This window comes from Roseomonas sp. CCTCC AB2023176 (assembly GCF_042259275.1).
Lineage (GTDB): Bacteria > Pseudomonadota > Alphaproteobacteria > Acetobacterales > Acetobacteraceae > Roseomonas.
The window spans coordinates 3050649-3064487 of sequence record NZ_CP170086.1; the positions used below are offsets into that span (position 1 = coordinate 3050649).

At 72.6% G+C, this 13839-nt stretch carries 12 protein-coding genes; 8 read left to right on the forward strand and 4 right to left on the reverse strand.

What is annotated here, in order from left to right:
• The first annotated feature begins 48 nt into the window (after positions 1 to 48).
• Together ACE7GA_RS15180 and ACE7GA_RS15185 are read left to right on the forward strand one after the other, a co-directional pair.
• On the forward strand, positions 49 to 1260 hold the full coding sequence (locus tag ACE7GA_RS15180; RefSeq protein ID WP_376087919.1) for a Zn-dependent hydrolase: 1212 nt from the start codon (positions 49 to 51) through the stop codon (positions 1258 to 1260).
• Positions 1257 to 2249 carry a glycosyltransferase family 9 protein gene (locus tag ACE7GA_RS15185; protein WP_376087922.1) on the forward strand — a complete coding sequence of 331 codons (993 nt, stop codon included), beginning with the start codon at positions 1257 to 1259 and terminating at the stop codon, positions 2247 to 2249. The genes ACE7GA_RS15180 and ACE7GA_RS15185 overlap by 4 nt, the downstream gene beginning before the upstream one ends.
• Positions 2250 to 2255: 6 nt before the next feature.
• Here ACE7GA_RS15185 and ACE7GA_RS15190 read toward each other — a convergent pair whose 3' ends face one another.
• Both ACE7GA_RS15190 and ACE7GA_RS15195 read right to left on the reverse strand, forming a co-directional pair.
• A complete protein-coding gene (locus ACE7GA_RS15190) occupies positions 2256 to 3545 on the reverse strand; it encodes an O-antigen ligase family protein (protein ID WP_376087925.1) in 1290 nt (429 codons plus the stop codon).
• Between the two features lie 7 nt (positions 3546 to 3552).
• Positions 3553 to 4968 carry an aspartate aminotransferase family protein gene (locus ACE7GA_RS15195; protein WP_376087928.1) on the reverse strand — a complete coding sequence of 472 codons (1416 nt, stop codon included), beginning with the start codon at positions 4966 to 4968 and terminating at the stop codon, positions 3553 to 3555.
• A gap of 80 nt (positions 4969 to 5048) precedes the next feature.
• Between ACE7GA_RS15195 and ACE7GA_RS15200 the strand changes: the two genes are divergently transcribed.
• From ACE7GA_RS15200 to ACE7GA_RS15220, 5 genes are all read left to right on the forward strand, one after another.
• Positions 5049 to 5609, forward strand: a complete 561-nt coding sequence (locus ACE7GA_RS15200; protein WP_376087931.1) for a DUF2585 domain-containing protein — start codon at positions 5049 to 5051, stop codon at positions 5607 to 5609.
• 51 nt (positions 5610 to 5660) lie between these two features.
• Positions 5661 to 6389, forward strand: coding sequence for a molybdopterin-dependent oxidoreductase (locus ACE7GA_RS15205; RefSeq protein WP_376087934.1), 729 nt, complete (start codon positions 5661 to 5663; stop codon positions 6387 to 6389).
• A gap of 8 nt (positions 6390 to 6397) precedes the next feature.
• On the forward strand, positions 6398 to 7975 hold the full coding sequence (locus ACE7GA_RS15210) for a molybdopterin-dependent oxidoreductase (RefSeq protein WP_376087937.1): 1578 nt from the start codon (positions 6398 to 6400) through the stop codon (positions 7973 to 7975).
• Complete coding sequence (locus ACE7GA_RS15215) at positions 7972 to 9534, forward strand: PhoX family phosphatase (protein ID WP_376087940.1); 1563 nt, start codon at positions 7972 to 7974, stop codon at positions 9532 to 9534. The genes ACE7GA_RS15210 and ACE7GA_RS15215 overlap by 4 nt, the downstream gene beginning before the upstream one ends.
• Before the next feature lie 90 nt (positions 9535 to 9624).
• Positions 9625 to 11628 carry a PhoX family phosphatase gene (locus ACE7GA_RS15220; protein WP_376087943.1) on the forward strand — a complete coding sequence of 668 codons (2004 nt, stop codon included), beginning with the start codon at positions 9625 to 9627 and terminating at the stop codon, positions 11626 to 11628.
• Positions 11629 to 11647: 19 nt separating this feature from the next.
• Here ACE7GA_RS15220 and ACE7GA_RS15225 read toward each other — a convergent pair whose 3' ends face one another.
• Both ACE7GA_RS15225 and ACE7GA_RS15230 read right to left on the reverse strand, forming a co-directional pair.
• A complete protein-coding gene (locus tag ACE7GA_RS15225) occupies positions 11648 to 12166 on the reverse strand; it encodes an ABC transporter permease (protein WP_376087946.1) in 519 nt (172 codons plus the stop codon).
• Entirely contained in the window at positions 12166 to 12462 is a 297-nt protein-coding gene (locus tag ACE7GA_RS15230) for a hypothetical protein (protein WP_376087949.1), read from the reverse strand. Before ACE7GA_RS15230 ends, ACE7GA_RS15225 begins: the two co-directional genes overlap by 1 nt.
• A gap of 356 nt (positions 12463 to 12818) precedes the next feature.
• Between ACE7GA_RS15230 and ACE7GA_RS15235 the strand changes: the two genes are divergently transcribed.
• A complete protein-coding gene (locus tag ACE7GA_RS15235; protein WP_376087952.1) occupies positions 12819 to 13838 on the forward strand; it encodes an efflux RND transporter periplasmic adaptor subunit in 1020 nt (339 codons plus the stop codon).
• Position 13839 lies beyond the last annotated feature (1 nt).

Below are 13839 nucleotides of genomic sequence, written 5' to 3' on the forward strand. Positions count from 1 at the left end.
CCCTGGGTCGGCCGCGCCGCCCCGCGCGGAAGGGAACCCCGCCGCGCGATGCTCGCCTTGCACGACACGTCGAATGCCGAAGCCTTCCTCGCCGACCTGCACGCCTTGCGGCAGATCGGCGCCTTCAAGACCGGGGTGCACCGCCCGACCTACACGCCGCAGGACATGGAATCCCGCCGCTGGATCATGGAGCGGATGCGGGAGGCCGGGCTGGAACCGACGATGGACGGCATCGGCAACATCCTGGGCCGCGGCTCCTCGACCGGGCCGCGGCTCCTGGCGGGGTCGCACATTGAGTCGCAGAACGAGGCGGGGTGGCTGGACGGCGCGCTCGGCGTCGTCGCGGCGGTGCACCTCGCGAAGGCCGGCCTGCCGGTGGACCCGATCGTCTTCGCGGACGAGGAAGGGCATTACGGCGGCTTCGTCGGCTCCCGCTCCTTCACCGGCCTGCTGCCGGAGGAGGAGATCGACCGGCTGACCAACCGCTTCCACGGCAAGCCGCTGCGGGACGCCTTGCGCGAGGCCGGGCTGGAAGGCCTGCCGCGCATGCAGCTCGAGAAGGGCCGCTACAAGGGCTTCGTCGAGATGCATATCGAGCAGGGCCGCGACCTCGAGAACAAGGGCCTGCGCGTCGGCGTGGTGACGGGCATCGTCGCGATCTGGCAGTGGAAGATCGTCATCACGGGCCAGCAGAACCATGCGGGCACGACGACGATGGCCGAACGCCGTGATGCCGGCCTGACCGCCGTGCGGCTGCTGTCCATGATTGACCAGGAGTTCCCGCGCCACTGCGCGGAGCGCACCGTCTGGACGACGGGCCGCATCACCCTCGATCCCGGCGGCCAGTCCATCATCCCCGGCCGGGCCGAGATCCTGTTCCAGTTCCGCGACATCGACATCGACGTCCTGAACCGGCTGGAAGCGGTGCTGCGCCGCTGCATCCAGGAATCGAACCGCCGCGAGAAGTGCCCCGCGGTGCTGGAGCGGATGTCGGCTGCCACCCCCGCCCTCTGCGATCCGACGATTCAGCGCTGCCTCGCCGAGGCCGCCGAGCAGTTCGCCCCGGGCAAGTGGCAGCAGATGCCGTCCGGCGCCGGTCACGATGCGCAGTACATGGCGCCGCACATGCCCTCCGCGATGCTGTTCACGCCATCCATCAACGGGATCTCCCACCACTGGTCGGAGGACACCTCGGACGAAGACCTGATGCTCGGCTTCCAGGTGCTGGCGGAAGGCGCGCGACGGTTCCTGGCGGCGTGACCGCGCCCGCGACTGTCGGCGTCTTCAGCGGTGGGGAGACCTACGGCGACGCGATCTACAAGGTCATGTTCCTGCGCGCGCTTCGGCACGCTTTCCCGTCTGCGCGGCTCGTCTGGTTTACGGCGGAAAGCACGCTGTACGCCCGATCGTTGCAGCAGGCAGCCGGACCTCCGTTGCTCGACGAGGTGCGAGAGTGCTGTGGCGTGGGTGCGGGACCCATTTCGGTGATCAGGCCGATTCCCGCCGGATTGGGTCCTTTCGAGCTGCTGCTCGACACGCAATCCGTTTTGTGGCGCACCTATGTCGTCCAACGGATACCGCACGACCGGTTCATCTCCGCCGCGTTCATGCGGTACAGCCTGGACAGGCGCACCCATATTCTTGATCGGCTGTTCGCTCTCATCGAGCGGGCGACGGGGGAGAAGGCGCGCCGCGACCTATCACCCCTTGCGGTTCCAACGGAGCTTCGGGCTGCCGCGTACCGGGCCTTGCCGAAGGATGCCACCCACTACGTCGGTTTCGCGCCTGGTGCGGGCGGGGTGCAGAAGATCTGGCCGCTCGACCGCTTTTTGGCCGTCGCGTCGGGCGTCGTCGAGACGGGCCGGACGCCCGTCTTCCTGCTCGGTCCGAACGAGGCGGTGCTGCGGCCGGAGATCGCCGCCCGGCTACCCAATGCCGAGTTCCCGTTGCAGCATCCGGCTTGGGACACGGTCGGCGGCCCACTACCGATGGCGACCGTGGCGCTGGCCGGGCGCCTTGCCGCGGCGGTGTCGAACGACAGCGGCACTGGGCACATGATCGCGGCGGGCGGCGCGCCGCTCGTCTCCCTCTTCGGCCCGAGCGACCCGGCAAAGTTTCGCCCCGTCGCGTCCCGCGCGCTGATCCTGCGTGCGCAGGACCATGGCGGGAAAGAGATGACGCACCTGCCGGTCGAGGCGGTGCGCGCGGCGCTCGACTCCCTCCTCAGCGGGACCTGGGGCGCGGGCTGACCGGCGTCAGCCCGCCACCGCGCGCTCCTCGCGCGCCTTGATCCCCGCCGCGGCCGCGATCGCAAGCAACAGGCCCCCGATCCACCAGGGTTGCCACACCCCGTAGGACAGCAGCCCTGACACCGCCGCCGAGGTCATCGCCCCGCATGCCCCCGCCCGGACCGCCGGCGGCAGCCGCCCCGCCGCGAAGCCCAGCGCCGACAGCAATCCCGCCGCCAGCACCGCCCCCACCGCGCCAAGTTCCAGCCAGACCTGCAGGAAGGCATTGTGCGGATGCAGCGGCATGACGTTGAACCGCCCATCCGGGGCGAAGAGGGCCGAGCGCTCCGACCCCGGCACCAGCCCGATCCGCGTGAGGGCCGCGGCGTCCGGACGGTCCTGCCCGCCCGGGATGGCGCGGCTGGAATCCATCCCCCAGCCCAGCACCGGGCGGTCCGCGATCCGCCGGAGTGCGTAGTCCCAGATGATCAGCCGGTGCGCGGCGGAGACCGCGATCCGCTCGGCCGGGATCACGCGGGAGTCCAGCACCGCCGCGAAGACCAACGGGGCCGCGAGCATGACCGCGGCCAGCCCCATCCCGATCGCGCGTGCCAGCCAGCGCCCGGGCAGCCACCACGCTGCCCCGGTCACCAGCAGACCCAGCACCGCCGCGATCTTGGCCGAATCGCCAGGCAGCGCGATCACGCCGGCCGCCCCGATCACCGCTAGCGCCACGCGCGCGATCCCCGGCAGTCCCGGCACCACAACGGCGAGCGGCAGCAGCAGCGCCAGCACCGATCCGGAGGGCTTCAACCCGAAGACGATCTCGACCGGCGGCGCGCGCATCCCACGCACCGCCCCGCGGATGGCGTGACCCGTCAGCATGTCCGCAACGCCGAGGGCGAGGCCGAGCGCCACGCTGGCCAGCAGCGCCGTTCCGACCCGCCGCCGCCCCGCCTCCGGCAGCGCTGCTGCCGCCGTCGCCGCGCCGCCGCCGAGCAGCGCGAAGCCGGCGAGTCGCGCGGCCTCGAATACCCCGCCCGCGGGGGAGGGGGACCAGAACGCCGTCACGGCCGCCCAGGCGAAGAGGAGGATGGCGAGGACCGAGGCCGCATCGCGCGGCACCGGCCAAGCCCCTTGCCGCCCGCCCCGGTGCGCGGCGTGCAGCAGCACGCAGCCCAGCAAACCCCCAAGCGCGACCGGCGCCAGGGCCCGGTGCTGCAGCACGACCGCCGCCGGCGCGGCCGCCAGCACGAGCACAAGGGGAAGGTCCGGCGGCGCCAGCCAGCGCCGCCGGGTCAGGATTGCGTCGCTCAAGCCGCGCTCAAACGGCCGGGGCGGGTTCCCGCGCGACCTCTTCCGCCAGGCGGTCCAGGGCGCGGCCGAACCCCGCGAGCATCTCGTCCACCTCGGCGTCCGTGATGATGAGGGGCGGGGAGAAGGCGATGCTGTCGCTCGGAAGCGCCCGGAGAATCACGCCCTCCTGCTCCGTCAGTGCCACGGCGCGTGCGGCCATCTTGCGCGCCGGGTCGAAGGACTTCCGCGTCTCCGCGTCTTGCGACAGTTCCACCGCACCGACGAGGCCGACGCCGCGGACCTCGCCGACCAGCGGATGGTCACGGAAGCGCGCGAGGCCCGCCTGGAGGCGGCGCCCCACGGCCTGCACGTGCGGGACGATGTCCATCTCGTCATATATCTTCAGCGTCTCCACCGCGACCGCGGCGGCGACGGGGTGCCCGGAATAGGTGAAGCCGTGGCCCCAGGTGCCGATGGAGTCCGAGCCGGAGGAGAGCGCATCGTAGACGCGTTCGTTCACCATGACCGCGGAGATCGGCAGGTAGGAGGACGAGAGTGCCTTCGCGCAGGTCAGGATGTCCGGCTGGATGCCGAAGGTCTGCGATCCCCAGTAGTTCCCGGTGCGCCCGAAGCCCGCGATCACCTCGTCCGCCACCATCAGCACGTCGTGCTTGCGCAGCACGGCCTGGATCTTCTCGAAGTAGGTGCGCGGCGGGATGATGACGCCGCCCGCGCCCATGAAGGGCTCGGCGATGAAGGCGGCGACGGTGTCCGGGCCTTCGCGCTGGATCAGGGCGTCCAGTTCCTCGGCACAGCGGGTGGCGAAGGCTTCCTCGGTCTCGCCCGGCATCGCCTCGCGCCAGTGGTGCGGCGTCATGGTGTGGAGGATGCGGTCGATCGGCAGGTCGAAGAACTTGTGGTTGTAGGGCAGGCCGGTCAGCGAGGCCGCTGCGACCGTGACGCCGTGATAGGCCTTGATGCGGGAGATGATCTTCTTCTTCGCCGGGCGCCCCAGCGCGTTGTTGAGGTACCAGACCATCTTCACGACGGTGTCGTTCGCCTCGGACCCCGAATTGGCGAAGAACACCTTGCTCATCGGGACCGGCGCCTTCTCCAGCAGGCGTTCGGCCAGCTCGACTTGCGGCTCGTGACCCTTGCTGGTGAAGCCATGGTAGAAGGGCAGGCGCCGCATCTGGTCGGCCGCGGCCTGCACCAGCCGCTCGTTCGAGAAGCCGAGCGCGGCGCACCAGAGGCCCGCCACGCCTTCGATGTAGGCCTTCCCGGAATCGTCGAAGACCCGCACGCCCTCGCCGCGCGAGATCACCAGCGGGCCGTTGCGACGGTGCGCCGCGTGGTTGGTGTAGGGGTGCAGGACGCTCGCGATGTCGCGCGCGGCGATGGAGTTGGCGCCGTGGAGAGGCATCTGGGGGGAGACGTGGGTCATGGCCGTCCGGTCCGGTGGGGCAGGGGCAGCCTAGCGCCCCGACCCTTCCGGCGCGACCCCGGCCGTGTCATCCCCTCGCGATGAGCCGGCGCCACGCGTTCCTGATCCTGGTCGTGGCCGGCGGGATGGCCGCCATCCTCCTCGCCATGGGACGGCTGCCGATCGCCGCCTCCGGCACGATCGAGCTTTGGCACGGGCGGGTGAACGATGCCGGGAACTCCCAGCATCTCTCCGACTGGTACTCGCCCTCGCACCTCATCCACGGGCTGATCTTCTACGCCGTCCTGCGCCTCGCGATGCCGCGCGCCTCCCTCGGGCTGCGAGCTTCCCTCGCTGCGGTGACCGAGGCGGCCTGGGAGATCGCGGAGAACACCCCTGCCGTCATCAACCGCTACAGGGAGGCCACCGCGGCCCTCGGCTACACCGGCGATTCCGTCCTCAACTCGCTCTCCGACCTCGGCTTCATGCTGCTGGGCTTCTGGCTCGCCTCCCGCCTGCCGCCCCGGGCCTCGGTCGCGCTGGCCGTCGGGCTGGAACTGCTGACGCTCGTGCTGATCCGCGACAACCTGACGCTGAACGTCCTGATGCTCGTCCATCCCGTGCCCGCCATCCGCGACTGGCAGGCCTCGCTTCCCGGCTGAAACGGGTTTGCGGGCTACCCCGGGGCGGGGCATGGTCCGCGCGGAACGCCCATGACCGACATCAAGCCGCACGCCGCCCATTGGGGCTACTTCGACGCCGTGGTGCGCGACGGCCGGGTGACCGAGGCCCGCCCCTTCGGCCTGGATCCCTTCCCGGGTTCGCTGCTTCGCAGCATCCCCGACGTGGTCCACGCCGAATGCCGCGTGGACCGTCCCTATGCCCGCCGCGGCTGGCTGCGCGGGGAGCGGCGCGGCAGCACGCGGGGTCAGGACCCCTTCGTTCCCCTCACCTGGGACCAGGCCACGCGCCTGATTGCCGAGGAAACCGCCCGAACGAGGGCCGAACAGGGGGACGCCGCCATCCTCGGCGGCTCCTATGGCTGGGCCTCGGCGGGCCGCTTCCACCACGCGCGGTCGCAACTGCAGCGCTTCCTCGGCCTGGGGGGCGGCTTCGTCGCGCAGGTGACGAACTACTCCTACGGCGCGGGCATGACGCTCATGCCCCACGTCCTCGGCACGAACGACCCGGTGCAGGGGCCCGCGACGGACTGGGGCGCGATCACGGCCAATGCCCGCCTGATGCTCTGCTTCGGCGGCCTGCCCCTGAAGAACGGCCTCGTCACCGCCGGCGGCGCCGGGGCACACGACTACGTCCCGCTGATGCGCCGCGCGCGCGAGGCTGGCCTGCGCTTCGTCAACCTTGGCCCGCTGCGTGACGCCGCGCGCCCTTCCTCGACGCGGAGTGGATCCCCGTCCGCCCGGGCGGGGACACGGCCCTGATCCTCGCGATGATCCACGCCATCGCCGCGGCGGGGCTGGAGGACGGCGACTTCCTCGCGACCAGGGCGACGGGCTGGGACCGCTTCCGCCGCTACGTCATGGGCGAGTGCGACGGCACGCCGAAATCGCCGGAATGGGCCGCCCCGCTCTGCGACGTGCCGGCGGAGGCCATCCGCGCCCTGGCGCTGGAAGCCGCGCGCACGCCGACGATGCTGACCTCCACCTGGTCGCTCCAGCGCGCGGAGCACGGGGAACAGCCCTGGTGGGCGCTGATCGCGCTTGCCGCAGTCCTCGGCAACATCGGCAAGCCGGGGCAGGGCGTCGCCTTCGGCTATGGCAGCATCAACGGCATGGGCACGCCACGCCGTGACCTGCCGAGCATCAACCTCCCCGCGACGCGTAACCCCGTCGGCCTGTCCATCCCCGTCGCACGGGTTACGGAACTGCTGGAAAGCCCCGGCGAGGTCCTGCGCTACAACGGCCGCGACATCACGCTGCCGGACATCCGCATGGTCTTCTGGGCCGGTGGCAATCCCTTCCACCATCACCAGGACCTGAACCGCCTGGCCCGCGCCTTCTGCCGCCCCGACACGATCGTCGTTTCGGAGCCCTGGTGGACCTCGCTCGCGCGCCACGCCGACATCGTCCTGCCCGCGACGACGACGCTCGAGCGCAACGATATCGCCTCCTCCTCCCGCGACCGTTTCGTCCGCGCGATGCACCGGGCGATCCCGCCGCAGGGCCTCGCCCGCAACGACCACGACGCCTTCGCCGACATCGCCGACGCACTGGGCTACCGCGCCGCCTTCACCGAGCAGCGCGACGAATCGGCCTGGCTGCGGTCGCTCTACGACCGCTGGCGCCGGGCCTGCGCGACCTTGGGCGTGGAGGTCCCGGACTTCGACCGGTTCTGGGAGGAAGGGCACGTCGAACTCCCGCCGCCGGAGGAGACCTTCACCTCCTTCGCCGACTTCGCCCGGGACCCCGAGGCGAATCCCCTCGCCACGCCTTCCGGCAAGGTCGAGGTGTTCTCGGAAACCGTCGCCTCCTACGGCGCCGACGACTGCCCCGGCCACCCGGTCTGGCTGCCCCCCTCCGAATGGCTCGGCGGCGAGGCGGCGTCGCGCCATCCCCTCCACCTCCTCACCACGCAGCCCGAGACGCGCCTGCACGGTCAGCTCGATCCGGGCCGCGTCGCGGCGGAGAGCAAGATCGCGGGGCGCGAGCCCATCCGCATGAACCCGGCCGATGCCGCGGCGCGCGGCCTCGCGGACCGCAGCGTCGTGAGGGTCCACAACGACCGCGGCGCCTGCCTTGCCGGCCTCGTCGTGACGGAGGCCGTTCGCCCCGGCGTCGTCGCCATGTCCACGGGTGCCTGGTGGGACCCGCGCGTCGTGGACGGGCAGGAGATCTGCGTGCACGGCAACCCGAACGTCCTGACTCCGGACCGCGGGACCTCGGCCCTGGGGCAGGGCTGCTCCGCCCAATCCTGCCTCGTCCAGGTCTCCGCCTGGACCGGCCCGCTGCCGGAGGTGTCTGTGCACCGTCCCCCCGCGATCGCGGAGGGGGCATCCGCGCGCCCGTGACGCCCCGCCGTGCCCTCCTGTCCGGACTCGCTGCGCCGGCCCTGCTGCGGGTCGCGCCGGCGGCCGCCCAGTTCGGCGGGCTGGACCTGCGCCCCGCCCGTCCCGACACGAAGGCCGACGACACGGTCGCCGGCGGCTACCTCCGGGAGGTGCTGATCCGCTGGGGCGACCGCGTCACCTCGGACGCCCCGCCCTTCAACCCGCGCCAGCCGACGCCCGAGGCGGCAGAGACCCAGTTCGGCTGGGACGCCGTCCTCGCCGGGCTGATCCCCGCCCCGCTCTCGGCCGACGGGATTCCGCGCGCCGTCCTCGCGGTGGGCCACCCGACCGTGGACCCCGCGATGGCCTTCCCCGGCGGGACGGACCGGCCGGAGATCGCCGCGGTGCTGGGCGGCGCCTCGATCCTGAACCTCGAGAGGGTCCGGCTTCCCGGCAACGGCGACCGCTGGGTGGTTGTCGACGGGGGCTACCAGTCGCGCCGCTTCACCGCGAACACCCTGTGCCGGGCGGGTGGGCCCGCCACGACGGCTCTCGGCGGCGCGGTCCGGGGCCTGCTCGCGGTCGCAGGCGGCACCGCGACGCCCTGGGGCACCCTCCTGCTCGCCGAGGGCGAACCGGAACCCTGGCTCAACCGCCTGCGCGCCCTCGATCCTCGCTTCGGCAACCCGCGCGGCTTCGGCTGGGCCGTCGAGCTGGACCCGGCCGATCCCACGGCGGTGCCGACGAAGCGGACGGCCCTCGGCCGCTTCGGCAAGGGGGACGCCGCGGCGACGCTGACCCGCGACGGGCGCGCGGCCGTCTACCTCACAGGGCGGCGGGAAGGCGGGCACCTCTATCGCTTCCTGTCTCGCAGCCCGGCGGCGGAGCCGGACGCGCTGGATTCCGGCACCCTCGCCGTCGCGCTCGTGGACGGGGAACGCCTGACCTGGGTGGACCTGCCGCCCGGGCCGGACGTCGTGCTGGAACCCGCCCCGCTCGCCACGCGCCTCGGGGCGGCCGCCTTCGACCAGCCCTCAGGACTCGCGACGGATGGGCGCGGCCGGCTCTACCTCGCGGTGCGGGGCCAGCCGGGGAGCGACCCGGCCCGTCCGGGCGCGATCCTCACGGTCGACGCGACGAGGGCCGATCCGGCCACCGACACCGCGACGATCCGGACCTTCCTGGCCGGAACCCCCGGCCGCTACGTCGCGCTGAACACCGCCTGGCCCGACCACCCGGACCGGCTCACCCTGGACGCCACCGGTCGCCTTTGGATCGGGACGGATCGCGGCGGCCGGATCGGGCCTTCGCCCGACCTGCTGTTCGGCTGTGAGACGGAAGGGCCAGGGCGTGGCTTGCCGCTGCCGCTCTACGGCGCCCCGCGCGGCGGCGCCCTCGGCGGCTGCGAGATGGTGCCGGACGGATCCGCCCTCTTTGCGGCCGTCCGGACGCCGGGGGCCGAACCCGGGGCCAGCTGGGACCGCCCCGGGACGCTCTGGCCTGCCTTCGATGCGGCCCTGCCGCCCCGGTCGGCGGTGCTGACGCTGACGCGCCTCCGGGGAGGGCGGGTCGGCGGCTGACGGCCATGCAACGTCATTTTTGCGTCACGAAACCGCAGCAGTCCGCCGTTAAGGCGCCTGCGCTTCGCATTCCCGGGGGACCTCGCTGACATGACGGATTACGCATCGGACGACGCTGCCGCGCCGGTCGAGATCGAGGACATCGGCAGTAACCCGCGCCCGCAGGACCCGATCGGGGAAGTCATCGGGCGCCGCATGGCGCGCCGCGCCGCGCTGCGCGGCCTCTTTGGCGTGGCCGCCGGGGCCGCACTGACGGACGGCATGGTCGGTCGCGCCCTGGCCCAGACCACGTCCGCGCCTGCCGCGACCGAGGCCGATTCGACCCTGACCTTCGCCGGGCTGCCCCCCGCCACCGACGGCCGGGAGGCGGTCGCCGAGGGCTACGAGGTTCAGACCGTCATCCGCTGGGGCGACCCGATCCTGCCCGGCGCCCCTGCCTTCGACCCGGCGAACGTGACCGCCGAGGCCCAGTCCGGCCAGTTCGGCTACAACAACGACTACGTGGACTTCTTCGCCCTGCCGAAGGGCGCGCCGGCCGCGACGGAGCACGGCCTTCTCGTCGTCAACCACGAATACACCAACACCAACCTGATCTTCGCCGGCGTGGGGGAGGGCACGGCCTCCCGCCTGCGCACCAACCGCGAGCAGGCGATGGCGGAGATCCAGGCGCACGGCATGAGCGTCGTCGAGATCAAGCGCGAGAACGGCCGCTGGTCCTACGTCCCGGGCTCCCCGCACAACCGGCGCATCACCGGCACGACGCCGATCCGCATCTCCGGCCCCGCCGCCGGGCATGAGCGGCTGAAGACCTCGGCCGATCCGACGGGGACGCAGGTCCTCGGCACGTTCAACAACTGCGCCGGCGGCAACACGCCCTGGGGCACGGTCATCACCTGCGAGGAGAACTTCAACCAGTACTTCGGCGGTGCCGCCGCGGAGTCCGGTCCGCAGGCCGAGTCCTACAAGCGCCTGGGCATCGTCCCGAACGCCACCTACGCCTGGGGCCGCTTCGAACAGCGCTTCAACCTGGACCAGGAGCCGAACGAGCCCAACCGCTTCGGCTGGGTCGTCGAGTTCGACCCCTACGACCCGAGTTCCGTGCCGGTGAAGCGCACCGCGCTCGGCCGCTTCAAGCACGAGGGCTGCACCCACGCGGTCTCCGCCGACGGGCGCGTCGTGTTCTACATGGGCGACGACGAGCGGAACGACTACGTCTACAAGTTCGTCACCGCGCGGCCCTACGACGCCGCCAACCCCGCGGCGAACCGCGACCTGCTCGATGACGGCACGCTCTACGTCGCGCGCTTCCACGACGACGGGCGGGTCGAATGGCTGCCGCTGACCCACGGCCAGGGCCCGCTGACCGAGGCGAACGGCTTCCGAAGCCAGGGCGACGTGGTCATCGAGGCGCGCCGCGCCGCGGACCTTCTCGGCGCCACGCCGATGGACCGGCCGGAGGACGTGGAGACCAACCCCGCGACGGGCCGCGTCTTCGTCATCCTGACGAACAACAACCGCCGCACGCCGGACAAGATCAACGCCGCGAACCCCCGCGCGAACAACACCCAGGGGCACGTGCTGGAGATCATCCCGCCCCAGTCAGGCTCAGGGGGCGCCGGCGCTGGGCGGGTGGACCATGCGGCGACGACGGCGCGTTGGGAACTGTTCCTCGTCGCGGGGCGGCCGGGCACGCATGCCGGTGCGGCCTACCACCGCGCGGTCGGCGCGGAGGGCGGCTGGCTGTCCTGCCCCGACAACTGCGCCTTCGACAGCAAGGGCCGTATCTGGATCGCGACCGACGGCGCGCCGGAGGCCGCGCGGATCCAGGACGGGCTCTATGCCGCCGACACCCAGGGGGCGGGCCGGGCGCTGACGAAGCGCTTCTACTCCGCGCCGCAGGGTGCCGAGGTCTGCGGCCCCCTGATCGGGCCGGGCGAGCGCACGGTGTTCCTTGCGATCCAGCATCCCGGCGAGGATCGCGGCAGCACCTTCGAGAATCCCTCGACCCGCTGGCCGGACAACCAGTCCGGCGTGCCGCCGCGGCCGTCGGTCATCGCGATCGTGCGGCGCGACGGCGGCGTGGTCGGGAGCTGACCGGATCGGGGACGGCGCCTCAGCGCCGCTCCCGCAGCCCATCCGCCACGAGCATCGCCCCCGCGACCGCGAGGGCGATGCAGAGACCCGGCCATACCGCCGCCATCGGGGCGGAGAACACCAGGTCCTGCGCGTTTGCCAGCATGTTCCCCCAGGACGCGGCCGGCGGCTGGATGCCGAGGCCGAGGAAGGACAGGGTGCTGCTCTCCGCGATGATCGCCCCGGCCACGGCGAGCGAGGCGGCGACGGTCACCGGTGCCCGCAAGGCGGGCACCACGTGCCGCCGCAACAGGCGGCCTTCTGACACGCCGAGGGCCCGCGCGGCGCGCACGTGGTCGCGCGACAGCACCGTCAACGCCGCGGCCCGGGACAGCCGCGCGACGCCGACCCAGCCGAAGAGCGTCAGGATGGCGACGATGCGCGCCACGTCGGCGGTGGCCCCGCCGCGCGGCAGCCCGACCGTCGCGGGATCGAGTGCCGCCAGCAGCACCAGGACGGGCAGGGCGGGCAGGGCCAGCAGCCCGTCGGCGAGCCGCATCAGCACCGCATCGACCCAGCCCCCCGCCAAGCCGCGACCACGCCGACGAGCAGCCCCAGCGCCGTCGCCGCGACCGCCGCGCCCGCCCCGACGGAGAGCGACACCCGCGCCCCGTGCAGCACCCGCGCGAGGACGTCGCGCCCCAGATCATCGGTGCCGAGCGGATGCAGGGTGGAAGGGCCTGCGTGCCGGGCCAGCAGGTCCGTCGCGGCCGGGTCCACCCCCCAGACGCTCGCACCCGCCGCGGCGAGGACGAGCAGCCCGAGGATCGCGAGGCCGAGGTGAAGCCGGGTCACGCGCGCAACGTTCTCCCGTTGAAGGACAGGCCTGGCCCACCACATCCTTGGGGGCAGGGACCTGCCGTGCAACGCAGCATAGGGCGATCTGCCTGCCCCGGCAGGCCTAACGTCACGAGTTGTTTCGAATCTCTGTGCTTCGTCCAGGTTTCGAGGCATACGGTTTGCGATACATCGGGTCCTAAGGAGATCCGCATGCGCGTCGTGTCATGGTCGCTGGCCGCAGGCCTCGCGATCCTCGGCGTCTTGAGCGCCGGCGTGGCGGTGGGGCAGCAGCCCCCCGCCCAACCCGCCCCGGAAAGCCCCCGGCTGCCGGCGCCCCCGCTCGCACCGGGATCGCCGTAGTCACCGAACCCGTGCGGGTCGGCCCGCTGCCGATCGAGATTCCCGCCAACGGTATCGTCGCGCCCGAGGCGGTGGTCACGGTCCGGACGCGCGTGGACGGGCAGATCGAGGCCGTGCACGTGACGGAGGGCCAGATGGTCCGACGCGGCGACCGCCTCTTCACCCTCGACGCGCGTTCGAACCAGGCGCTGCTGGCCCAGCAAGAGGCGCAACTGGCCCGGGACCGCGCGCAGCTCGCGCGGACCCAGGCGGACGCCACGCGCTACCTGTCGTTGCGCGGCGAGGGCTTCGCGGCGCAGCAGCGCTTCGAGCAGGCCCAGGCCGACGCCCAGGCCGCCGCCGCCGTGGCCCGCGCGACGGAAGCCCTGCTCACCCAGACCCGCCTGCAGATCGAGTTCGCGACGATCACGGCGGAGGCCGACGGGCGCCTCGGGACCTTGCCGCAGCGCGTCGGCAACTTCGTCCGCCAGGCCGAGAACACGACGATCGCCACGATCACCCAGATCGACCCGATCATGGTGACCTTCTCCGTACCCGAACGCTGGCTGGCCGAGATCCAGGGCGCAATGCGTCGCGGCACGCCGCCGACCATCCGCGTCCGCCCGCAGGCCGATGACGGGCCGCCGATCGAGGGGCCTCTCGTGTTCATCGACAGCGCGGTGGATACGCAGACCGGGACGATCGCCCTCAAGGGGCGGGTGGCGAACGGCCAGGGCCGGCTCTGGCCCGGGCAGTTCGTCGGCGTCGTCCTGACGCCGCGGATCGAACAGGACGTGACGACGGTGCCGTCCGCGGCCGTGCAGACCGGCCAGAATGGCCGCTTCGTCTTCGTCCTGCAGGACGGCGTGGCGCGGCGCCGGGGCGTCGAGGTCCTCCGCGCTTCGGGGGACCGGACCGTCGTCCGGGGCCAGATCGCCGCCAATGACCGCGTCATCGTTGACGGTGCCCAGCGCGTGACGGACGGCATGGCCGCCCAGGAACGCGGCGGGCGCCCGGCCGCGACCCCGCAGCGCGTCTCCAGCGCGAACTGAG

Coding starts and splice junctions, on each gene's coding strand:
- ACE7GA_RS15205 (WP_376087934.1), top strand. CDS start 5,661: ATGACCGACATCAAGCCGCACGCCGCCCATTGGGGCTACTTCGACGCC.
- ACE7GA_RS15225 (WP_376087946.1), bottom strand. CDS start 12,166: ATGCGGCTCGCCGACGGGCTGCTGGCCCTGCCCGCCCTGCCCGTCCTG.
- ACE7GA_RS15220 (WP_376087943.1), top strand. CDS start 9,625: ATGACGGATTACGCATCGGACGACGCTGCCGCGCCGGTCGAGATCGAG.
- ACE7GA_RS15180 (WP_376087919.1), top strand. CDS start 49: ATGCTCGCCTTGCACGACACGTCGAATGCCGAAGCCTTCCTCGCCGAC.
- ACE7GA_RS15210 (WP_376087937.1), top strand. CDS start 6,398: ATGATCCACGCCATCGCCGCGGCGGGGCTGGAGGACGGCGACTTCCTC.
- ACE7GA_RS15200 (WP_376087931.1), top strand. CDS start 5,049: ATGAGCCGGCGCCACGCGTTCCTGATCCTGGTCGTGGCCGGCGGGATG.
- ACE7GA_RS15195 (WP_376087928.1), bottom strand. CDS start 4,968: ATGACCCACGTCTCCCCCCAGATGCCTCTCCACGGCGCCAACTCCATC.